Consider the following 20,780-nt stretch of genomic DNA (forward strand, 5'->3'; position numbering starts at 1 on the left):
GTAGTGGAGTACAGTCACTGTGCAGCTGATCGGGAACGCCCATCCGTCCGCGCGCGCATGGCCTTTCTGCTACTTCCGCGGAAAATCCACTGGTTGTGAAACCATTAAGCCTTCATTCACCAAAAAGAGGGATGCTTCCGCGCAGTCACGATATCGGGAACCTTGATATGCGCCTCAGGACATCAGCGAGCGTCCGCACCATGCGTCAACTTTTGGGAGTGCTCGTCGCCCAGTCGTTCCTGCTGTCCACCGCCGCACATGCTGACGACGCCCTGTTGCGCGTATACATGGATCATGCCCGGGTGCTGAAGCTCGACAGGCCGGTCAGCAAGGTCATCATCGGCAACGCCGATGTGGCCGACGCGACGGTTGCAGACGCCAAGACGATCGTGCTGACCGGGCGCAGCTTCGGGACGACGAACCTCGTCCTTCTCGACGTGGACGGAAACACCATCGCGGACGAGCGCATCCTCGTATCGATCGACGAGGGCAACACGGTGCGCATGTACCGTCAGACGATTCGTTCCGTTCTGTCCTGCACGCCCAACTGCGAGCAGCACTCCTCCGGCCAGAAAACGGCCTCCAACTGATCCTGCTCATGACAACCGTGCCGCGTGCAAAAGCGGGAAGCCGTTCAATTGCAATCGAGTGCGGACACGAAAAATAAACGGTCTGCGCATAAGGTTTTCCTCGCGCACAGGGAAGACGGATCGCTATGACGGTTGATCGGCAGGTTGCAGGCAGGCGGAATTGGGGCGGGCATCTCTTTCGGCGGTTTCTCCGTCGCAGGGATGGTGCGGCTGCGATCGAGTTCGCGTTTCTTTCCATTCCCTTCGTAATGATCGTGTTCGCCTCGGCCGAAACCTTCGTTGCCTACATGGGGGAGCAGTTGCTTGCGAATGCCAACCAGACGATGGCGCGCAAGATCCGTACCGGGGAAATCACTTTCGGTCTGGGCAAGTCCACGGACCTCAAGGCGGCCGACTACAGGAAGGCGTTCTGCGAGGAAATCTCCATTCTCATGCCGTGCTCCGAAGCGGAACTGAAGACACCCTCGAAGCTCTTCCTTGATGTCAGAACTTTCTCGAGCTTTGCAGACGTGAAGAAGTCCACGGTTGTCCCGCTCACCAACGGGGACCTAGACACGAGCGCGTTCAGCTTTGCGCCGGGCGGCAAGCAGACGATCAATGTCGTGCGGGCCTATTACAAGTGGGATATCATGACGGACCTGATCCGTCCCTACATCACCAACCTCAAGCCGACCGACGGTTCGACCCGGAGATATCTGATGGTCGACGCGACTGTGGTTCAGAACGAGAACTATCCATGAAGGGCGGCGGTCGGGTGAAATCGATGCATTGGTTCCGGCCGAAGGAAGGGCGCGCCTCCGGGGTACTCATGCGCATGCGTGCGCTGGTCGCCGATCGTCGGGGTGTCGGCGCGGTTGAATTCGCAATCGTTGCTCCGCTCTTCATCATGCTCTACGTCGGTGCTTTCGAAATCTCCGTCGCCATGACCGTCTATCGCAAGGTCAGCCGTGCCTCCAGTACGATATCCGACCTCATCACCCAGCAGCAGTCGGTGACGACCACCACGCTCGATACCATGCCGACCCTCGCCGAAAGCGTTGTTGCGCCTTTTTCGGCGGGGCTCTACACCCTCAAGATTACGGGGATCGCGGTATCCTCGACCGGCGTCGCCACAGTGTCGTGGTCGCGTGGATGGACTGTCACAACGGTAGGAACCACGCCCACCGGGACGGTGCCCTACACCAAGAACTCCAGCGTGACGCTTCCGTCGGACCTCGAAGCAAAGGACACGTTCCTGGTGCGCACCGAGTTTTCAGTGCCGCACGAGGTCCTGCTGATGATGCCGGGACTTAAGGGATCGACATTGACGGAGATCCCTCTTTCCAAGACGAGCTACTTCCATCAGCGCGTGGGTACCGCCGTGACCTGCGACTGCAGCTGATCGACGGGAGCCCGTTTTCGCTTGAATCCATCACCCCGCCCGTGTCATCTCTGGCGTCTTGCGTAGCGTTCGCGAGCGAACTGCCGCCGCACAGGTGATGCTGCAGACCGTAGGGTTTGCATGGTCGGCGGGTGTGCCGAACCAGCGTGGTTCCTTTCGAACGCCCATTGCTCTAACCGCGGGTGAAACATGGCGCGAGCCTTCCTCTTCGTACTGGACTCCTTCGGCATCGGGGGAGGACCCGATGCTGCCGAGTTCGGCGATCTCGGTGCCGATACGCTGGGCCATATTTCCGAGTTCTGTGCAGCCGGTGCGGCCGATCGCGCGGGATTGCGCCAAGGACCGCTGTCGCTCCCCAATATGTCCGCGCTCGGACTCCTGCATGCGGCACGCGCAGCGACGGGGGCCTTTCCGCGCGGAATGACCGTGCCAAGCCGCGTCTTCGGAGTTCATGGTGCCGCCTCGGAGATTTCCCGGGGTAAGGACACGCCCTCGGGACATTGGGAGATTGCCGGCACGCCGGTGAACTTCGACTGGGGATACTTTCCCTCGGAGGGCGACGCCTTCGATCAGGAGCTCGTGGAATCGATCTGCGCGGCGGCTGGCGTGCCCGGGATCCTCGGCAATTGCCACGCCTCCGGAACGGAGATCATTGCCCGCCTGGGCCTCGAGCATATCCGGACGGGCAAGCCGATCTGCTACACCTCGTCTGATTCCGTCTTCCAGATCGCAGCGCATGAAGTGCACTTCGGGCTCGATCGGCTGCTCGAACTCAGCAAGACGGTTCGCGCCCTGCTCGACGAGCGGCCGGGCGGGCGTATCGGTAGGGTCATCGCCCGGCCTTTCGTCGGCTATTCGCCCGAAAGCTTCGAGCGCACCGGCAACAGGCGGGACTATGCCGTGCCTCCGCCGGAACCGACGCTTCTCGACCGGATGACCGAGGGCGGACGTACCGTCCATGCCGTCGGCAAGATCGGCGACATATTTGCGCACCGTGGCATTGGCAAGCTGACCAAGGCCAATGGAAACATGGCTCTGTTCGATGCGACACTGGCCGTGATGGACGAAGCTCAACCCGGCGATCTCGTGTTCACCAACTTCGTAGATTTCGACATGATGTACGGCCACCGCCGCGATGTCGCCGGCTATGCGGCCGCGCTCGAAGCCTTCGATCGCCGTCTTCCCGAAGTGGACCGCAAGCTGAAACAGGGTGATATCGTCATCCTGACCGCGGACCACGGCTGCGACCCGACCTGGCGCGGGACGGATCACACGCGCGAGCGCGTGCCCCTACTTTGTTTCGGGCCGGGCATCCGCTCCCGGCTGATCGAGACCCGCCGGACGTTCGCCGATATCGGCGAGACGGTGGCAAGGCACCTCGGCATTCCGCCGGGGCCGCATGGACGGAGCTTCCTGTGACCGCGGAATTGAAAAAGGCTGAGCTTCACTGCCACGTCGAAGGCGCGGTTTCCCCGGCTCTGGCGCTTGCGCAGGCGAAAAAGTACGGTGTCGATACTTGGCATTTCATCGAGGACGGCTCCTACGTCTGGAAGGACTTCACGAGCTTCCTCCATGCCTACGACCGGACCGCCGGATTGTTCCGCAACGAAGAGGATTATGCGCTTCTCGCAGAGACATATCTGACCGAGCTCGCTGAGGTTGGAACGATCTACAGTGAGCTGATCATTTCTCCTGATCATGCGGAGAGTATTGGACTAGGGGCGAACGACTATGTCGCGGGGCTTGCGGCGGGCGTGGAGGCGGCACGGGCGAAGACCGGCATCGAGGGCCGGATGATCGTTTCGGGCTTGAGACACAAGGGACCGGAGCGCGTGGAGTGGGCCGCAACCTACGCACTTCGCAATCCACACCCGCTCGTCACGGGTTTCAATATGGCCGGTGAGGAACGCATGGGCAGGGTCGCCGACTTTGTCCGCGCCTTCGAAATCGCTCGCGACGCGGGGCTCGGCATCACCATCCATGCCGGTGAACTCGTGGGCGCCGAAAGCGTGCGCGATGCAATGGATCTCGTCAGGCCCTCGCGCATCAGCCACGGAGTCCGCGCGATCGAGGACCCCGCCCTGGTCGAACGGCTTGCCGAGGAAGGTACGGTGCTCGAGGTCTGCCCGGGATCCAACATCGCGCTCAAGGTGTTCCCGAGCTTCGAAGGGCATCCCCTGCGGGCGCTTCACGACGCTGGCGTGCGGGTGACGCTCAATTCCGACGATCCTCCGTTCTTCCACACCTCGCTCGCCCGCGAATACGAGATCGCCTCGACCATGATGGGCTTCAGCGACCGGGAGATCGACGCCATGACGCGTACTGCAATCGAGGCCGCCTTCGTCGATGAGGCGACGCGGACCCTCCTGCTCTCCCGGCTGTAGCCGCTCCCAGATCCCGCTTCCAAGGGAGCACAGGGTTGGGGACGACGGAATGTGGATCGCCCCGTCTCTTGCGGCGTTGGGGGATTCCGTGGAAAAAGGATGGGTTCAACAGATTACCCGGAAGGTTTGCCAATGGACGGCGTAACAGTCATCGATCATCCGCTCGTGCAGCACAAGCTGACCATCATGCGCAAGAAGGAGACGTCGACGGGAAGCTTCCGGCGTCTGCTGCGGGAAATCTCGACCCTGCTGTGTTACGAGGTCACGCGTGATCTCGAATTGACGACACAGCGCATCGAAACTCCGCTCCAGGCGATCGACGCTCCCATCCTGGAAGGCAAGAAGCTGGTCTTCGCCTCGATCCTGCGGGCCGGAAACGGCCTTCTGGAAGGCATGCTGGAGCTGGTCCCCTCGGCGCGTGTCTCCCACATCGGCGTTTATCGCGATCACGAGACCCTCGAAGCCGTCGAGTACTTCTTCAAGGCTCCGGACAGCCTGGACGAGCGTCTCGTCATCGTCGTCGATCCGATGCTCGCGACGGGCAATTCGGCGATTGCCGCAATCGACAAGCTCAAGGAGCGCGGTGCCCGCAACATCCGGTTTCTCTGCCTGCTGGCTGCGCCGGAAGGGATCAGGAGCTTCCGCGCAGCTCATCCGGACGTGCCGGTGTTCACAGCTTCGATCGACAGCCACCTGAACGACAAGGGCTACATCATGCCGGGCCTCGGCGACGCAGGCGACCGCATGTACGGGACGAAGTAAGAGCGCTTAACGCTTTTCTAACCATGCGGGCAGATCCGCGGGGAAAAGGCGGGCGGCAGCCGTCAGGGTTTCCGGGAAATTAGCGGCCTTGTGCTAATTCGGGACAATTCCCTGACGGAGATTGCCCCATGCTCGTTCGAAGCCTCGTCCTGACCGCTGGTCTTGCCGCCGCCGCTTACTATGCCCCGGGCTCGCAAAGTCGTATCTCGAAACGGCCGGGCGGGACCAGGAACGTTCTGCCGCGAACGAAGTCCAGCCGGCCGCGCCGGTTTCGCAGGCCCGCTACACTGGCAACAGGGGTGCGACCATCGTCGCGGACGAAAACGGGCACTTCAGCGGTCTCTTCACGATCAATGGCCGCAAGGAGCAGGGCATGATCGACACCGGCGCGAGCATGGTCGCAATCAACCTGTCGACGGCCCTTCGCCTTGGAGTTCCGCGCAAGAAAATAGAGTTCCGCTATGCGGTCGACACCGCGAACGGCAAGGCCCGGGCAGCCTACGTAAGGCTTGATCGTATCGGGATCGGTTCGATCAGCGTCGACAATGTCGGGGCGATGGTTCTCGACGACAAGTCGCTTTCGGGAACGCTGATCGGCATGAACTTCCTCAAGGGTATCTCGTCCTATCATGTCGAAGGAAAAGAGATGCGCCTCATGCGCTGATGCGCGCGACGATCTCCGGTCGCTGCACGGAGGCATCCGGCCGGATAGTGTAGAGCTCCAGCAGGCGGTTTGCGGCATCTTCCGCCTCTGAAGCGCTTGCCGCGTGGACCCGGCCTATCTCCTGCCCCTTCTCCACCCATGTTCCAAGCGGCAGCAGGCTGTCAAAACCCACCCTGTGGTCGATCCGCTGGTCGGGCAGGGTCCGGCCGCCACCCAGCTGAATGACGGCGACGCCGATGCCGCGGGTATCGCATTGCGCCAGGTGGCCGGACGTCGGTGCTGTGACCGGGACGATGACGGGGGCGATAGGCAGGTGCGCCGCGGGCCTGTCCAGGAAATTCGCCGGTCCGCCGAGCATGTGCACCATGCGGGCGAAGGTCTCGGCCGCTGCACCGCTCGAAAGCGCCCTTTCGGCCTTGGCGCGCGCCGTCGCCGGATCGCTCTCGAGGCCCGACACCGTTAACATCTCCGCGGCGAAGGAGAGGACGATCGATTCCAGTCGCGTGCCGGTCTTCTCTCCCCGCAGGAAGGCCAGGCAGTTTGCGAGTTCCACCGCATTGCCCGCCGCATCCGCGAGCGGCTGGTCCATGTCGGTGATTAGGGCGGACGTCTTCACGCCGGCCCCGTTTGCGACATCGACGAGCGACCGGGCGAGCAAGTCTGCCTCGCCTCGATCGGTCATGAAGGCGCCGTTGCCGAGCTTCACGTCGAGGACCAGCGAGTGGAGACCGGCTGCGAGCTTCTTCGAAAGAATGGAAGCCGTAATCAGCGGCACGGAATCGACCGTGGCGGTTACGTCCCGGATCGCATAGAGGCGGCGGTCCGCTGGGGCGAGATCGGATGTCTGGCCGATGATGGCGCAGCCCGCCTCGCGCACGGTCTTCCGGAAGAGGGCGGTGGACGGGTGAATTGTATAGCCTGCGATCGATTCAAGCTTGTCCAGTGTTCCACCCGTATGGCCCAGTCCCCTGCCGGAGATCATGGGAACGGCGAGGCCGCAGGCAGCGGCGATCGGCGCCAGCATCAGCGAGACATTGTCCCCGACGCCGCCGGTGGAGTGCTTGTCCGCGACCGGCCGGTCGAGTTCGCTCCAGTCCAGCACGTCACCCGAATCGCGCATGGCGAGCGTCAGGGCCACCGTCTCCGCCGACGACATGCCCTTGAACCAGACCGCCATGGCGAAGGCCGCGATCTGGCTGTCCGCTACCGTCCCGTTCGTCAGTCCGCGAATGAAGGCGGCTATCTCGTCTGGCGAGAGCGTCGCGCCGTCGCGTTTCCGGCGGATGGTCTCCTGGGCGAGCATGGCAACAGGCTCAATAGGCGCTGGCGGACGTGGAGTGCCCGCGGCCGTCAAGCATAGCGAGAATGTCGTTCAGAAGCCCTGAGGCACCGAAGCGGAAGGTGGACGGAATGGCCCAGTCCGGACCGTGGATCGTCGCCGCGAGGTTGAGATAGAGCGTGGCATCACCGACAGTCCTGACGCCGCCAGCGGGCTTGAACCCGACATTGCGTCCGCTCTCGCGGATGGCATTCAGCATGATGTCGGCCGCCTCGAGCGTGGCGTTCACCGGCACCTTGCCGGTCGAGGTCTTGATGAAGTCGCTTCCCGCGGAAATCGCGATATGCGACGCGTTGCGTATCAGGCCCGGATCCTTCAGCTCGCCGGTTTCGAGGATGGTCTTCAGAAGGACCGGCGGGGCGCAGACGTCGCGAACGGCCGTCACCATCGTCCTGACGGCGGCTTCGTCGCCGGCAAGGAGCGCCTTGTAGGGAATGACGAGATCGATCTCGTCAGCGCCGTCGGCGATCGCCTGGCGCGCTTCCGCGACCACGGTTTCTACCGGAAGGTCTCCGGAGGGGAAGTTCACCACCGTTGCAATCTTCACGGCACTGTTGGGACCGAGGGTGCCGCGTGCCTGTGCGACGAAGCGCGGCCAGATGCAGATCGCCGCCGCGTGTCCGAAGGGGGTGACGGCCTGGGCGCACAGGGTCTCGATGGCCGCTGCATCACAATCATCCGCCAGATTGGTAAGGTCGAGCAGGGAGAGCGCTTTTGCGGCAACCTGGCGTGGGGTCATTTCAGTCATTGTCGTTGTCTCCGCCGCCGATCATCGCGGTCAGAATGGCGGCAAGCCGCCTGCCGCCGATCGGGGCCATGTCCTTCGTTTCATGGTGGCTGAGCTCCGCGCCGGTCATGCCGGCCCCGTAGTTGGTGATCACGGAGGCAGCTGCGACCCTGAGCCCGAGAGACCGGGCGATCAGAACTTCCGGCACGGTCGACATGCCGACGGCGTCCGCACCGAGTATCCGTGCCATGCGGATCTCGGCCGGGGTCTCGAAGCTCGGACCCGAGAACCACATGTAAACGCCGCTGACGAGCTCCTCGCCCGTGATGGCTGCCGCGCGTCGCATTCGAGAGGCGAGTTCAGCGTCATAGGCGTTGGTCATTCCGACGAAACGCTCGTCGCCATCAAGGCCGATCAGCGGGTTCGTGCCGGAGAAATTGATGTGGTCGGTGATCTGCATGACCGATCCGGGCGGCATGTCCTCGCGAAGCGAACCGGCGGAGTTGGTGAGGATCAAGGAGTCGATTCCAAGGCCCTTCAATGCCTCGATCGGCGCGCGCATGGCGTTTGCGTCGCCCTTCTCGTAGTAGTGGACACGTCCCGAAAGCATCACCACGGGCGCCTGCCCCAGAGTGCCGGCAACGAGCTCTCCCGCATGGCCGGAAACCGAGCCGATGGGAAAGCTCGGAAGTTCGGAATAGGGAATGCGCACGGCATTCTCGACGGAATCGACCAGTGAACCGAGGCCCGAGCCGAGCACGATGCCGTACAGCGGCGCGATTCCCCCGAGCCGCGGGACGAGGTGGTCTATGGTCGAGGCGCTCATCCGATCGTCTCCGTGGCGAAGCTGTGGGGCAGCAGTTCGTCCATCGTCATGGTCTTTTTCACGCCCGCATCGTCGCACAGATAGACCCGGGTGGATGGCGAGGCGAACTCCGCGATCTTCTGCCGGCAGCCGCCACAGGGCGGGCAGAGCGGCAGCTTCTCGGCGATCACCGCCATCTCCACGATCCTCTTCGCACCGCCCATGATCATGCGGCTGATCGCGGTCGGTTCTGCGCACCATCCCTGCGGGAAGGAAATGTTCTCGATGTTGGCACCCGTATAGATCTTGCCGTCCTCGGCACGTATAGCCGCACCGACCGGGAACTTCGAATAGGGCGCATGGGCGAACGCCATCGCGTCGCGCGCCGCTTCGAACAGATCGTGGGACATTCTCAACGCTCCTTTACATAGGGTACGCCACCCGCCTTGGGCGGTATGGCCTTGCCGATGAAGCCGGCAAGCAGGACGACGGTGAGGATATAGGGCAGCGCCTGCATCAATTGTACCGGCACCTTGCCGATGAGCGGCAGGGGCGTGCCCTGGTAGCGGATGGCGAAGGCATCGAGGAAGCCGAACAGCAGGCAGGCGAACATGACGTTGACCGGTCGCCACTTGGCAAAGATCAGGGCCGCGAGCGCAATGTAGCCCTTGCCTGCCGTCATGCCTTTCGTCCATCCCGCATTGGCCGCAAGCGAAAGATAGGCGCCGGCGATGCCGCACAGGATGCCGCAGCATATCACCGCCCGGTAGCGCATCCAGATGACGGAAATGCCCGCGGTATCGACTGCGCCCGGATTTTCGCCGACGGCGCGCAGTCTAAGTCCGAAGCGCGTGCGGTAAAGAATCCACCAGGTGACCGGCACCATCAGGAAGGCGAAGTAAGTAAGCCCCTGATGACCGGAAAGGAGCTCGGCATAGATCGGCCCGAGCACCGGAACGCCCTGCAGCTGTTCGGCGAAGGGCAAATGGATCGCCTGGAAGCGGGCATCGTCCGTCAGCGCCGGCGTGCGGCCGCCCTGGCGGAACCACGCCTCGCCGAGGATGACGGTGGAGCCAGCGACGATGAAGTTGATGGCAACGCCCGAGACGATCTGGCTGCCGCGCTGCGTAATCGATGCATAGCCGTGCACGAGCGATAGCAGGACGGAGACAACGACGGCTGCAAGCAGTCCGGCCATCGCTGATTGTGCCACGAAGGCGACGCAGCCCGCGGCGAAGGCGCCGGCGAGCATCTTGCCCTCGAGACCGATGTCGAAGATGCCGGCACGCTCCGTGAAGAGTCCGGCAAGGGCCGCGAGAATGAGCGGCGTCGAAAGCCGGACGGTAGACTGGGCCAGTTCCAGGAAAAGCTGAAGGAAGTCCATGGCCTCATGCCCCCTTTACGGCCGCTTCGGTGCGTCCGCGACCGGAAAGGCCGAGGACGACACGCGTGATGGCGGGGCGGAACATGTGCTCCAGCGCGCCGGCGAAAAGGATCACGAGACCCTGAATGATGACGATCATGTCTCGCGAGATCGACGGCATCTCGAATGCGATTTCGGCGCCCCCTGGTAGAGCATGCCGAAGAGGATCGCGGCTGGGATGATACCGGCCGGATGCGAACGACCCATCAGCGCCACGGCAATGCCGACGAAGCCCGCGCCCTGAACGAAGTCGAGCTGCATCCGATAGGTCTCGCCCATGATGGGGTTGAGCGCCATCAGGCCTGCGAGCCCGCCGGAAATCATCATGGTGATGATGATGATGCGCGCCTCCTTGATGCCTGCATAGCGCGCGGCCGCCGGGCTGTGACCCATGGTACGCATCTCGTAGCCGAACTTCGTGCGCCAGATCAGCACCCAGACACCGAATGACGCCGCCAGAGCCAGCAGGAACGTCACGTTGAAGGGCGAGGTACCGACGCTCAGTCCGAAGATAGACATCAGCCAGTCGAGTTTCGGCAATTGCCCGCCGGTATCGAATGTGCGCGTCTCGAGCGACATCGATCCGAGAGGCTTCATCACGCGGTTGAGCATGTAGTTCATCAGGCTCGCGGCGATGAAGTTGAACATGATCGTGGTGATGACGATATGGCTGCCGCGTTTGGCCTGGAACCAGCCGGGCAGAAAGGCCCAGAGCGCCCCGAAGAGCGCCGCTCCCAGGATCGCCACCGGAAAGACGACGTACCAGGGCATGATCCGGTCGAGCCAGAGGCAGGCGAGCGCCACGCCGATGCCGGCGACATAGGCCTGGCCCTCGCCACCGATATTGAACAGCCCGGCATGGAAGGCGACGGCGACCGCAAGGCCGGTGAAGATGAAGGTCGTCGCGTAGTAGAGCGTGAAGCCGATATACTCGCCACGACCGAACGCGCCGTTGATCATGTGGTAGGCCGCTTCCAGCGGGTTTTCGCCGACCAGCAACACGACGAGACCCGCAACCACGAAGGCGACGACGAGGTTGACGAGCGGGATCAGAACATACTCTGCCCAAGCCGGCAGCTTTGCATAGGGCACGCTCATTCTGCGGCCTCCTTCCGGTCTTCGACGCCCGCCATCAGCAGACCGAGCTCGCTTTCGGTGGCGTCCGGCGTGCGCTCGCCGACGACGCGGCCCGCAAACATGACGAGGATACGGTCTGAAAGCGCCCGGATCTCGTCGAGTTCGACGGAGACCAGCAGCACCGCCTTGCCCTGATCGCGCATCTCGATGATGCGCTTGTGGATGAATTCGATTGCGCCGACATCGACGCCGCGTGTGGGCTGCCCGATGATGAGGACGTCGGGACCGCGCTCCATCTCGCGCGCGAGCACGATCTTCTGCTGGTTGCCGCCCGAGAAGTTTGCGGTCTTGAGCCGCGAGTTGGGTGGGCGAATGTCGTATTTCTGGATCTTTTCCTCTGCGTCGGCGCGGATCGCATCGATATCGAGCAGAAATCCGCGTCGGTACTTCGGATCATCGTGATAACCGAGGATGGCGTTCTCGCTTTCCTCGAACTTCAGGACGAGGCCGACATGATGCCGGTCCTCCGGTACATGAGCGAGGCCGCGCTGGCGAAGTTGCGCCGGATCGGCGTGGCCGATGACGTCGATTGCCTCGCCGTTCAGCGTGACGCTGCCCTCGACCGCGCGCCTGATCCCGGAGATCGCTTCCAGCAGTTCCGACTGGCCGTTGCCCGCAACGCCCGCAATACCGACGATCTCGCCGGCCCGAATGTCGAGGGAAACGTTGTCGACCATGGTGACGCCGCGGCCGTCGCGAACGGTGAGGTCGCGGACCGAAAGCTTGACGTCACCAGGGTGCGCCTCACCCTTTTCCACCCGCAGTAGAACGCGCCGGCCGACCATCAGCTCGGCGAGCTCCTCCACCGATGTCTTGGCCGTCTCGCGCGTTGCCACCATCTCGCCGCGGCGCATGACGGAAACCTCGTCGGTGATCGCCATGATCTCGCGCAGCTTGTGGGTGATGAGGATGATGGTTTTTCCCTGGGCCTTCAATTGTTCGAGAATGCGGAAGAGATGGTCCGCCTCGGCAGGCGTCAGCACACCCGTAGGTTCGTCGAGGATCAGGATGTCCGCCTTGCGATAGAGCGCCTTCAGGATCTCGACGCGCTGCTGGAGGCCTACCGGCAGTTCCTCTATGACCGCGTCCGGATCGACTTCGAGCGCATACTCTTTCTCGAGCCTCTTCAGCTCGCCTCTCGCCTTGGCGATGCCCGCATTCAGAATCCAGCTTTCTTCCGCGCCGAGCATGACGTTTTCCAGCACGGTGAAATTTTCGACCAGCATGAAGTGTTGGTGCACCATGCCGATGCCCGCCGCGATCGCCGCATTGGGATCGCGGATGTGTACCACGCGACCGTCCACCTCGATTTCCCCACGGTCGGCCTGGTAGAAGCCGTAGAGGATAGACATCAATGTCGACTTGCCCGCCCCATTCTCGCCGATGATGCCGTGAATGGTCCCTTTTCGGACCTTCAGGTTGATGTCCCTGTTGGCATGGACCGGCCCGAAGCTCTTGTCTATGCCTTTCAATTCTATTGCCAATTCGCCCATGACGATCCGTTGAGTTCCTGAATGGAGCCGTCTGTCCGCTTATCTCGCGGCTTGTCCTTGCTCAGTCTTGTTGCTTCCGCAGCGCTTGTCCAGCATCATTGCGGCATGGCCCGCCATTGGATAAAGCCGTTTCCCAGCCAAACTTGCCAGCGGGGCCAAGCCAGTTCATGACCAGCAACACCAAATCCCCCTCAGACACGACCGGCCGAATTGCCGCGCTGGAGGAACACGTCGCCCATCAGGCCCGCACGATCGAGGAGCTTTCCGATCAGCTGGTCGAACAGTGGAAGATTGTCGAGCAGATGCGCGCGAAGCTCGACCAGCTGACGACCCGTTTCCTTCTTCTTGAGGAGAGTTCGCTCGAAGCTCCGCCGATTACGCGCCCGCCGCACTACTGACGGTCGGCCAAGACGAAAAAGCCCGTCCGTTCAGCGCGAACGGACGGGCTTCTGCTTGTCAGCCTGTTAGTAGGGGCAGGTTTCGTCCGACATGTAGTCGTGGACCGTGACCGTGCCGGCAATGATGTCGGCCTTGGCCTTTTCGATTGCAGCTTTCATGTCCGGGGTGATCAGCGCCGCGTTGTTGTCGTCCATGGCAACGCCGACGCCGTCTTCCTTCAGGCCGAGCACGTTGATGCCGGGCGTGAACTTGCCGTCGTTGGCGGACTTGAAGGCATCATAGACGGCCACGTCGACGCGCTTGAGCATCGAGGTGAGGACCTTGCCCGGCTGGAGGGCGTTCTGGTTCGAATCGACGCCGATGCCGAGCTTGCCCGCATCCGCGGCTGCCTGAAGCACGCCCACGCCGGTGCCGCCGGCCGCGTGATAGACGACGTCGGAGCCCTGGTCGAACTGCGACTTCGCGATCTCGCCGCCCTTGACCGGGTCGTTCCAGGCATCCGGAGTCGTGCCCGTATAGGCCTCGAGCACCTTGACATCGGATCCGGTCGACTTCGCGCCGCCGATGTAGCCGCAGGCGAACTTGTGGATCAGCGGAATGTCCATGCCGCCGACAAAGCTGACGGTCTTGGATTTCGATGCCAGCCCGGCGAGGATGCCAGCGAGCCAGGAACCTTCTTCTTCCTTGAAGACAACGGAGCGGACGTTCGGCTTGTCGACGACCATGTCGATGATCGCAAACTTCGTGTCCGGATACTCGGCTGCCACCTTCTCGAGGGTCGCAGCCCAGGAGAAGCCGGCCATCACGATCGGGTTGTTGCCGTCACCGGCGAAGCGGCGAAGCGCCTGCTCGCGCTGGGCGTCGTTGGCGATTTCGAAATCGCGGTATTCGATGCCCGTCTCGGCCTTGAACTTCTCGGCGCCGTTGAACGCTGCCTCGTTGAAGGATTTGTCGAACTTGCCTCCCAGATCGTAGATGATTGCAGGCTTGAGATCTGCCGCCAGCGCCGTCGCAGACATCGCAGCCATGGCAAGGAATGTCAGAAGGGTTTTTTTCATAGTGCAGCCCTGTTGTCGCTATTGATCTTTTTTCGGGTCCTCCCGCACGCCTTTTGCAGGCAAGTCTGCGGAGCCGCCGACCCGTTCCCGTGGGTCGAGCCGCCGGCATCCTTGCACGCCTAAGGGAAAATTTCACGAGAAATTTTTCAGTTGGTAAAAAAAGCAAATCCTGCTCGCGGGATGGGCGATTGCCCAAATCCGCGGCAGGAAAATGCTTTTAAATCAGCCTATTGCGCAGGAGACGCCGGTACCGCGCAGACCGCAGTATCCGCCCGGATTCTTGGCCAGATACTGCTGGTGGCTGGCGTCGGCGAAGTAGAAAGGGCCAGCCTCCGCGATCTCGGTCGTAACGCGTCCCTTGTGCCCTGCTTCCGCAAGCGCCGCCTGGAATTGGTCGCGCACGCGCCGGGCCGTCGCGAGCTGCTCGTCGTCCCCGGTGTAGATGGCCGAGCGGTAGGTCGTGCCGATGTCGTTGCCCTGGCGCATGCCCTGGGTCGGGTCGTGCTCCTCGAAGAAGGTCTTCAGGATGGTCTCCAGCGAAACGGCCTTCGGGTCGTAAGCGACCAGCACTACCTCCGCGTGGCCGGTGAGCCCGGTGGTCGTTTCCTGATAGGTCGGGTTGGGCGTGATGCCGCCGGAGTAGCCGACCGCGGTGACCCACACGCCCGGGATCTGCCACAACAGGCGCTCGGCGCCCCAGAAGCACCCCATGCCGAGGAGGATCGTCTTCATCCCTTCCGGGTAGGGTCCCTTGAGCGGCCTCCCGTTGACGAAGTGCGCCTGCGAGGTAGGAATCTCGCTTTCGCGGCCGGGCAGGGCATCATCGGGCGTCGGCATGACGGTCTTTTTATTGAACATGTCGATCAGAAACATTGTGGTCTCCTTGCGGTGCCGACTGTGTCGGCAGAAACGGGCGGATCAGGCCGTGAACCGGCCGGCAAAAGGCCTGCGCTTGTAGCCGGCCATCCAGAAGAGCAGGGCGAGCGCCAGCATGACCGCGAAGGTGGGCTGCGCAAGAACCCACATCGCGCCCGGATCCCAGAGTGAGGGATGCAGATGCTGCATCAGCGTGGTCGCGACATAGGCGATCGTGTTGGGGCTGACTGCGCTCCAGGTGACGGCAAGCGGCGTAAGCACCGGCTCCGATGCCGAAACGGACTGGATTGCGTCCACTGCGCCGGCGAGCACGGCAATCGTCAGGAAAACAAGGCTCGCAAGACGAAACACGAATCGAATCATTCCACGCGCTCCCGGAGGACAGGCAGTTTCGCTGGCCCCGCCTACTTCTTGGCGGAAGATAGGATTGCAGGCAATGAGTTGCAATCCCGACCGATACGCACTTTAGCTCCCGGCAGTCAAATTTCTGTCAGAAAGCGGTTGATCCCGCCGCGATCATCGGTATATATCGCGCCGTCCCGCCGAAATGGAAACATGAAAGCGGTCCGCGCCGGACTGACCACCGGCGATGTCGGAAGGACAGGTGGCCGAGTGGTTGAAGGCGCACGCCTGGAACGCGTGTATACGTGAAAGCGTATCGAGGGTTCGAATCCCTCTCTGTCCGCCATTACTACAGATAAGTAACTGATTTAGAACAATATTTTGAATATTGTCTCGGCTGGCCCGCCATGTAGCCCGCCAGGCCATGCTGGCTTTGTGATTCAAGCGCTCATTCAAAAAAGATCTTCGCCGCTCTTGCAACATACGATGCCTTGTGACTAAATAGAACATATCGGAAACGATGCCTGCCTGCGCAAGACGTGCGGTTCTCCAAAACTAGGAAACCCCATGTCTTCATGCACTCAGTTTTCATTTTTCCCGACACCGAAATCGAAGCCGTGAAATCGGCAGTAGCCGCCGACGCGACAGCGGGACTGCCGATCGAGAATGATCTGTCACCTCCTGCAACGGAGAAGGGGACGTCATCGGCCGAAACTCAATCAACGCGTGTCGTATTGGCGGAGCCGGACAATATTCTAGCGCCCCGATCGACCGAGACGAACCTTCCGACTCCTGAATTGGAGCGCGAGGCGCCATCGACCGAAAACCCATCCGTTCCTTTGCTGGGGTCTGTCCCGAATCCGTCGGCAAAGTCTAGAAAAGCTTCGCCGGCTGATGATGAACGCTATCTGTCGGTGAGAGAAGTTGCCGATCGATACAGCGTCAGCATTCAAACCGTCTGGCGCCACACAAAGCTCAATCCGGATTTTCCGAAACCGACCAAAGTCCTAAGTGGTTCGACGCGATGGAAACTCCGAGATCTCGTCGCATATGAGGCGCGCCGGCAGGAGGAAGCCCGATGAGCGCCTCTATCCTGCGCGAGAGTAAGCGCCGCAATCTCCAGAGCAGTCGCCTGGCAAAGGTCAACGAACTTTACGACAGCCAGGATGTCATCAAGCTCTACGGCATCTCACGCAATACCCTAACCAATTGGATAAACGCTGGATTGACCTTCATCGAGGGTGAGCAGCGGCTGTTTCTCGGTGCGGACCTCAATGCCTTTCATCGGCAGCGCCGCATTGCTGTTTCCAGTCCATGCGGCCCCTACGAGGTCTATTGTGTGGGCTGCCGGAGCAAGCACTCCCTTTTGCATGAGAAGATTGATGTTCGAGTGACACGGACAGGTGATTTTCGGATCGCTCTCACATGCCCCGAGGGATCAAGAACGGCCAACCGATGGGTCTCTGAGGCGGAATTGAGGACCATTCGTCACCTTCGCGAATCCAATCCCGGACCCAAGACTCCAGACTAATATGCTTCTCTTTCTCGTTCTCGGATTGTGCAGAATCATACAATCCGAGTCCGGGGCCAACCTATCGACACACATCCGCTGCCGGTTCCAAAATCCAGCGAAAGCAATCCTCCCCCAGATAGTCGGTAACTTCGAGGGAGCGGCCGCGCGCTCCGCGCCCAAGCAACTTGTTCAAGGATATCTAGCATGAACAAAATCATCTCAGCCAACGCCATGATGGTCTATCTCTATCAAAACGAGCTCAAGCAGGCTCGCGGCTTCAACAAGAAGACGGTCGATGCCGCCCTTCGCCATATCTGGCAACTCGATCGACATCTAGGATCAATTGACTTTCGCAAGATCACTCGGCAGGCAATTGCCCACTACAAGGACCATCTCATCGAGAGTTCCCGCAGGCCGGACGGGAAGTCGCTATCAGCTTCCACGATCGTTCATGCGCTCGGGGCCCTCGAAGCCTTCTTTAAGTGGCTCTCGGCCCAACCGGGCTATCGGTCGATCAGATCCGATCTCTATGCCTACTTCACGGCACCACGTGACCTGCGGGAAATCGCCAGTGCGGCCGGACAGAAGTTTGTCCCAACGATGGAGCAACTCCGTCAGGTCCTCGCTGCCATGCCCGCCAAAACCACTGCACAGCGGCGTGATCGTGCCATCATCCCAGCCCTGCTCTTGTTCGGGGTCCGTGACGGCGCACTGATCTCACTGCGCTTGAAGCATGTGGATATTGCCGGCAAGCGGATCTTCCAGGACGCGCGAGAAGTGAAGACCAAGTTCAGCAAGACGAACATGGTCGACTGGTTTCCTGTCGGTGATGACATGGAAGCAATTTTGATCGATTGGGTGAATGAGCTGCGAGAAATCGGCGCCGGTGACGACGATCCGCTTTTCCCCGCTGCGCCGTTCAAGCCCTGGTTCGGATTGGCCAGGATCGAATTCGAGTTTCTGGTAACCGCGGCACCGGTGAGAAAGGTGCTGAAGAAAGCGTCAGCCGCTGCCGGCATTCCCTACTTCAAGCCGCACGCCATCCGCTCGACTGTCGCGCGACTGTTTGATGAATGGGCTGCGTCACCGAAGGAACTGAAGGCGTTGAGTCAGAACCTCAGTCACATGCATATCGGCACGACGTTCAAATACTACGGCACCCTCGAAGACGACGCCAAATGCGAGATCATTTCGAGGATCCGAGAACGGCAGAAGAGCCCAATCGACCAGGAAATAGCAGAGCGGTTTCGTAATGCGAGCTCTGATGTGCAAGGCGTGGTGATGGCTATCCTAAAGATCGGAGAGAACGGATCGAACTAGCTATTGCGGAATTGGTGCTTGCGGTCTGTCCGCGAGCCGCAAGCATCACTATCACAGTTCTTATTGCCGTCTTGCGGCGTCGCTGGAGGCGTTCTCAACGCAGAATAATTTCCTTGAGGCGACCGTCGCGTTCCTCAATCAGAAGCGAAGCCCCTCTGTTTTTCTGTTCTATCAGGTAGCACTCCGTTGCCAACGCCTTTCGTATTACGGCTGCATAGGTGATGTTTCCGTACTGCGCTGCTGCCCACTCCAACGACCGTCGCTCATCTTCGCTCAACCGCAATGGCATTGTGAATATTTTTGGCGTTTTCTTCATGGATCAACTCGCTTAGCAAAACGTCGTTCGCAGAAAAAACGTTGAGGCGGGCATCAATAATGGTCGGTATTCGTAATCGAGTCGATACGTCGCTGAAATTTACTAGTATTCTTGTATGTGCTTCCGCTTTTTGAATCGCTACTCTGGCGGAAAATGTATGTCATCTGTGGATGACATACTTGCCGACGATGTTTACGCAAACTCGCCGGCGACGGAGAGGACGGAGAGAGTGCGAAGCGGCAGCGCACAACGGTCTAGGGGGATCGACATTCATCCGAGCCAGATACGCTTCGGCATCATGAGGAATGATGACCTTGTGCGAGCGGTTTGACGGGAGTGACCGACTTTGCCTTCATGCCTTCCTTTCTTCTACTTCGTGGAGGAGCTTCAGTGAGACCTAATCGGGGTCAGTGGACGCTCGGTTCGATCCCTCTCAAGAGCAAGGACCATAGCGTATCTATTTCGCTAGCTCAGCTTTGAGCAAATGCCACGCGTCAAGTCGGATGAATGGCCGCCTTGGGGCCGAAAGTGGATGATTGAAACCGGAAAGAGCCGGAATTGGGGTCGCTCCTTATGTAAAGAATGGAATGTCTGGTAAGGCAACATTATCGGACATCTCAGGCGGACGACGGGCGCGGCGGTTTCGGCCAATCCTGCGCAAACAAGCGCCGCAATCTGGATCGCCCTTGGCAACGAAGCCACGTCTCGGGCTGGATGACGAGCGCTCCTGGACCGCTCTGACAGAAAGCAATAGCTTCGTCTGGCCGGAAGCGGATATGCGGCCACTCGACCGGTGAGCCTGCGGGTCTATCCGGATCGTGTCGTGGTAGCTGCGGAAGGCCAGATCGTCTGCGAGCATCGTCGCGTCATCGATCGCTCCCATGACCGACCGGGACAGACGATCTACGACTGGCGGCACTATCTGGCGGTCGTGCAACGCAAGCGAGGCGCTCTTCGCAATGGTGCTCCATTCATCGAGCTACCGGACGCATTCCGGACCTTGCAGCAATATCTCCTGACGAAGCCGGGTGGCGATCGCGAGATGGTCGATATCCTCGCCCTTGTTCTCCAGCATGACGAACAGGCCGTGCTGTCGGCCGTGGACATGGCGCTGAAGTCCGGCGTTCCGACCAAGACCCACGTGCTGAACCTGCTGCATCGCCTCGTCGACGGCAAATCCTTCACACCGCCCACCATCGACGCGCCTCAGGCCCTGACGCTCACCAACGAGCCCAAGGCCAATGTCGAACGCTACGATGCGTTGAGAAAGACGGAGGTTCGCCATGCGTCATAATCCGGCAAGCGGCGCTGTCGTCATCATGTTGCGGCAGTTGAAGATGCACGGCATGGCCCAGGCCGTTGGCGAGCTCACCGAACAAGGATCGCCGGCGTTCGAGGCGGCAATCCCCATCCTGTCACAGCTCCTCAAGGCCGAAACCGCGGAACGTGAAGTGCGATCGACTGCCTACCAGCTCAAGACGGCCCGCATTCCAGCCTATCGTGATCTGAACGGCTTCGACTTCACCAGCAGTGAGATCAACGAGGCGCTGGCCCGTCAGCTTCATCGCTGCGACTTCCTCGACGACGCCAACAACGTCGTCTTGGTCGGCGGTCCCGGCACGGGCAAGACACATATCGCCACGGCCATCGGTGTCCAGGCCATCGAACATCATCACAAGCGGGTCCGGTTCTTCTCAACCGTGGAGCTGGTCAATGCGCTCGAGCAGGAGAAGTCCCAAGGTCGTCCAGGCCAGATCGCCAACCGCCTGGCACACTCCGATCTCGTCATCCTGGACGAGCTGGGCTACCTGCCGTTCAGTGCTTCAGGCGGTGCGCTGCTGTTCCATCTGCTGAGCAAGCTCTACGAGCACACGAGCGTCATCATCACCACCAGCCTGAGCTTCAGCGAATGGGCCAGCGTCTTTTGCGATGCCAAGATGACCACCGCGTTGCTCGACCGCCTCACGCATCATTGCCACATCCTCGAAACCGGAAACGACAGCTTCCGCTTCAAAAACAGTTCGGCCCATGAGCCCAAAGCGGCGAAGGAGAAACGTAGGAACTTGACCACCCCAACCACGACGGACGATACCTAAGGCGGGTCACTTCTCGGCGCAAATCCAGTGTCAGCTCTCAGTGCAAATCAACAGTTCGCCGAAGGCAGCCACTTGCCCGGGCGCACCGCTATGACGAATGGAAGGGACAAGTACCCGGTTGATCGAACTTTGATCGATCAAATGCCGCCAAAGGT

Annotated in this window: 22 protein-coding genes, 1 tRNA gene and 2 pseudogenes; 14 read left to right on the top strand and 11 right to left on the bottom strand. The window is 61.0% G+C overall.

Annotated features, from left to right (window positions below):
- Positions 1 to 200 precede the first annotated feature (200 nt).
- The 7 genes from F3Y30_RS03825 (at position 201) to F3Y30_RS03855 (ending at position 5,781) form a co-directional block, all read left to right on the top strand.
- Positions 201 to 590, top strand: coding sequence for a pilus assembly protein N-terminal domain-containing protein (locus tag F3Y30_RS03825; protein WP_203425223.1), 390 nt, complete (start codon positions 201 to 203; stop codon positions 588 to 590).
- 125 nt (positions 591 to 715) lie between these two features.
- Complete coding sequence (locus F3Y30_RS03830; protein ID WP_203425224.1) at positions 716 to 1,330, top strand: TadE/TadG family type IV pilus assembly protein; 615 nt, start codon at positions 716 to 718, stop codon at positions 1,328 to 1,330.
- A gap of 68 nt (positions 1,331 to 1,398) precedes the next feature.
- On the top strand, positions 1,399 to 1,971 hold the full coding sequence (locus tag F3Y30_RS03835) for a TadE/TadG family type IV pilus assembly protein (protein ID WP_203426474.1): 573 nt from the start codon (positions 1,399 to 1,401) through the stop codon (positions 1,969 to 1,971).
- Positions 1,972 to 2,160: 189 nt separating this feature from the next.
- Positions 2,161 to 3,390, top strand: a complete 1,230-nt coding sequence (locus F3Y30_RS03840) for a phosphopentomutase (protein WP_203425225.1) — start codon at positions 2,161 to 2,163, stop codon at positions 3,388 to 3,390.
- Positions 3,387 to 4,355, top strand: a complete 969-nt coding sequence (locus tag F3Y30_RS03845) for an adenosine deaminase (protein WP_203425226.1) — start codon at positions 3,387 to 3,389, stop codon at positions 4,353 to 4,355. The genes F3Y30_RS03840 and F3Y30_RS03845 overlap by 4 nt, the downstream gene beginning before the upstream one ends.
- A 132-nt stretch (positions 4,356 to 4,487) precedes the next feature.
- Positions 4,488 to 5,117: a uracil phosphoribosyltransferase gene (gene upp, locus F3Y30_RS03850; RefSeq protein ID WP_203425227.1), complete on the top strand. Its 630-nt coding sequence runs from the start codon at positions 4,488 to 4,490 to the stop codon at positions 5,115 to 5,117.
- A gap of 121 nt (positions 5,118 to 5,238) precedes the next feature.
- Positions 5,239 to 5,781: a TIGR02281 family clan AA aspartic protease gene (locus F3Y30_RS03855; RefSeq protein ID WP_203425228.1), complete on the top strand. Its 543-nt coding sequence runs from the start codon at positions 5,239 to 5,241 to the stop codon at positions 5,779 to 5,781.
- Here the strand turns inward: F3Y30_RS03855 and deoA are convergent.
- The 7 genes and pseudogenes from deoA to F3Y30_RS03890 all read right to left on the bottom strand — a co-directional run bounded on the left by deoA (position 5,771) and on the right by F3Y30_RS03890 (position 12,705).
- Positions 5,771 to 7,084: a thymidine phosphorylase gene (gene deoA / locus F3Y30_RS03860; protein ID WP_203425229.1), complete on the bottom strand. Its 1,314-nt coding sequence runs from the start codon at positions 7,082 to 7,084 to the stop codon at positions 5,771 to 5,773. The genes F3Y30_RS03855 and deoA overlap by 11 nt on opposite strands.
- Positions 7,085 to 7,094: 10 nt before the next feature.
- Positions 7,095 to 7,868 (bottom strand): deoxyribose-phosphate aldolase, encoded by a 774-nt coding sequence (gene deoC / locus F3Y30_RS03865; protein WP_203425230.1) that lies wholly within the window; start codon positions 7,866 to 7,868, stop codon positions 7,095 to 7,097.
- Entirely contained in the window at positions 7,861 to 8,673 is an 813-nt protein-coding gene (locus F3Y30_RS03870; protein ID WP_203425231.1) for a purine-nucleoside phosphorylase, read from the bottom strand. The genes deoC and F3Y30_RS03870 overlap by 8 nt, the downstream gene beginning before the upstream one ends.
- The gene (locus tag F3Y30_RS03875; RefSeq protein WP_203425232.1) at positions 8,670 to 9,062 is read right to left on the bottom strand and encodes a cytidine deaminase; all 393 of its coding nucleotides are present in this window, start codon (positions 9,060 to 9,062) and stop codon (positions 8,670 to 8,672) included. Before F3Y30_RS03875 ends, F3Y30_RS03870 begins: the two co-directional genes overlap by 4 nt.
- Before the next feature lie 2 nt (positions 9,063 to 9,064).
- A complete protein-coding gene (locus tag F3Y30_RS03880) occupies positions 9,065 to 10,036 on the bottom strand; it encodes an ABC transporter permease (RefSeq protein WP_203425233.1) in 972 nt (323 codons plus the stop codon).
- Between the two features lie 4 nt (positions 10,037 to 10,040).
- Positions 10,041 to 11,173: pseudogene (locus tag F3Y30_RS03885) on the bottom strand (ABC transporter permease).
- A complete protein-coding gene (locus F3Y30_RS03890) occupies positions 11,170 to 12,705 on the bottom strand; it encodes an ABC transporter ATP-binding protein (RefSeq protein WP_203425234.1) in 1,536 nt (511 codons plus the stop codon). The pseudogene F3Y30_RS03885 and the gene F3Y30_RS03890 overlap by 4 nt, the downstream one beginning before the upstream one ends.
- 167 nt (positions 12,706 to 12,872) lie before the next feature.
- On the opposite strand from F3Y30_RS03890, the gene F3Y30_RS03895 reads away from it, so the two are divergent.
- The gene (locus F3Y30_RS03895; protein WP_203425235.1) at positions 12,873 to 13,103 is read left to right on the top strand and encodes a SlyX family protein; all 231 of its coding nucleotides are present in this window, start codon (positions 12,873 to 12,875) and stop codon (positions 13,101 to 13,103) included.
- Positions 13,104 to 13,169: 66 nt separating this feature from the next.
- Here F3Y30_RS03895 and F3Y30_RS03900 read toward each other — a convergent pair whose 3' ends face one another.
- The 3 genes from F3Y30_RS03900 to F3Y30_RS03910 all read right to left on the bottom strand — a co-directional run bounded on the left by F3Y30_RS03900 (position 13,170) and on the right by F3Y30_RS03910 (position 15,398).
- A complete protein-coding gene (locus F3Y30_RS03900) occupies positions 13,170 to 14,162 on the bottom strand; it encodes a BMP family ABC transporter substrate-binding protein (protein WP_203425236.1) in 993 nt (330 codons plus the stop codon).
- A gap of 222 nt (positions 14,163 to 14,384) precedes the next feature.
- Positions 14,385 to 15,035 (bottom strand): peptide-methionine (S)-S-oxide reductase MsrA, encoded by a 651-nt coding sequence (msrA, locus tag F3Y30_RS03905; RefSeq protein WP_203425237.1) that lies wholly within the window; start codon positions 15,033 to 15,035, stop codon positions 14,385 to 14,387.
- Between the two features lie 45 nt (positions 15,036 to 15,080).
- Positions 15,081 to 15,398 (bottom strand): hypothetical protein, encoded by a 318-nt coding sequence (locus F3Y30_RS03910; protein WP_203426475.1) that lies wholly within the window; start codon positions 15,396 to 15,398, stop codon positions 15,081 to 15,083.
- A 238-nt stretch (positions 15,399 to 15,636) separates the two neighbouring features.
- Here F3Y30_RS03910 and F3Y30_RS03915 point away from each other — a divergent pair.
- The 4 genes from F3Y30_RS03915 to F3Y30_RS03930 all read left to right on the top strand — a co-directional run bounded on the left by F3Y30_RS03915 (position 15,637) and on the right by F3Y30_RS03930 (position 18,213).
- Positions 15,637 to 15,726: transfer RNA gene (locus tag F3Y30_RS03915), tRNA-Ser, on the top strand.
- A 229-nt stretch (positions 15,727 to 15,955) separates the two neighbouring features.
- Complete coding sequence (locus F3Y30_RS03920) at positions 15,956 to 16,462, top strand: hypothetical protein (RefSeq protein WP_203425238.1); 507 nt, start codon at positions 15,956 to 15,958, stop codon at positions 16,460 to 16,462.
- Positions 16,459 to 16,911 carry a helix-turn-helix domain-containing protein gene (locus tag F3Y30_RS03925; RefSeq protein ID WP_203425239.1) on the top strand — a complete coding sequence of 151 codons (453 nt, stop codon included), beginning with the start codon at positions 16,459 to 16,461 and terminating at the stop codon, positions 16,909 to 16,911. The genes F3Y30_RS03920 and F3Y30_RS03925 overlap by 4 nt, the downstream gene beginning before the upstream one ends.
- A 213-nt stretch (positions 16,912 to 17,124) precedes the next feature.
- The gene (locus F3Y30_RS03930) at positions 17,125 to 18,213 is read left to right on the top strand and encodes a site-specific integrase (protein ID WP_203425240.1); all 1,089 of its coding nucleotides are present in this window, start codon (positions 17,125 to 17,127) and stop codon (positions 18,211 to 18,213) included.
- Positions 18,214 to 18,307: 94 nt separating this feature from the next.
- Here the strand turns inward: F3Y30_RS03930 and F3Y30_RS03935 are convergent, their stop codons facing one another.
- Positions 18,308 to 18,529 carry a hypothetical protein gene (locus F3Y30_RS03935; protein WP_203425241.1) on the bottom strand — a complete coding sequence of 74 codons (222 nt, stop codon included), beginning with the start codon at positions 18,527 to 18,529 and terminating at the stop codon, positions 18,308 to 18,310.
- A gap of 787 nt (positions 18,530 to 19,316) precedes the next feature.
- On the opposite strand from F3Y30_RS03935, the pseudogene F3Y30_RS03940 reads away from it, so the two are divergent.
- Both F3Y30_RS03940 and istB read left to right on the top strand, forming a co-directional pair.
- Positions 19,317 to 19,823: pseudogene (locus tag F3Y30_RS03940) on the top strand (IS21 family transposase); the annotation flags it as partial.
- Positions 19,813 to 20,625 (top strand): IS21-like element helper ATPase IstB, encoded by an 813-nt coding sequence (gene istB / locus F3Y30_RS03945; RefSeq protein WP_203425242.1) that lies wholly within the window; start codon positions 19,813 to 19,815, stop codon positions 20,623 to 20,625. The pseudogene F3Y30_RS03940 and the gene istB, both read left to right, overlap by 11 nt.
- The last annotated feature ends 155 nt before the right edge of the window (positions 20,626 to 20,780 follow it).

It is taken from the genome of Sinorhizobium sp. BG8 (genome assembly GCF_016864555.1).
Taxonomy (GTDB): domain Bacteria; phylum Pseudomonadota; class Alphaproteobacteria; order Rhizobiales; family Rhizobiaceae; genus BG8.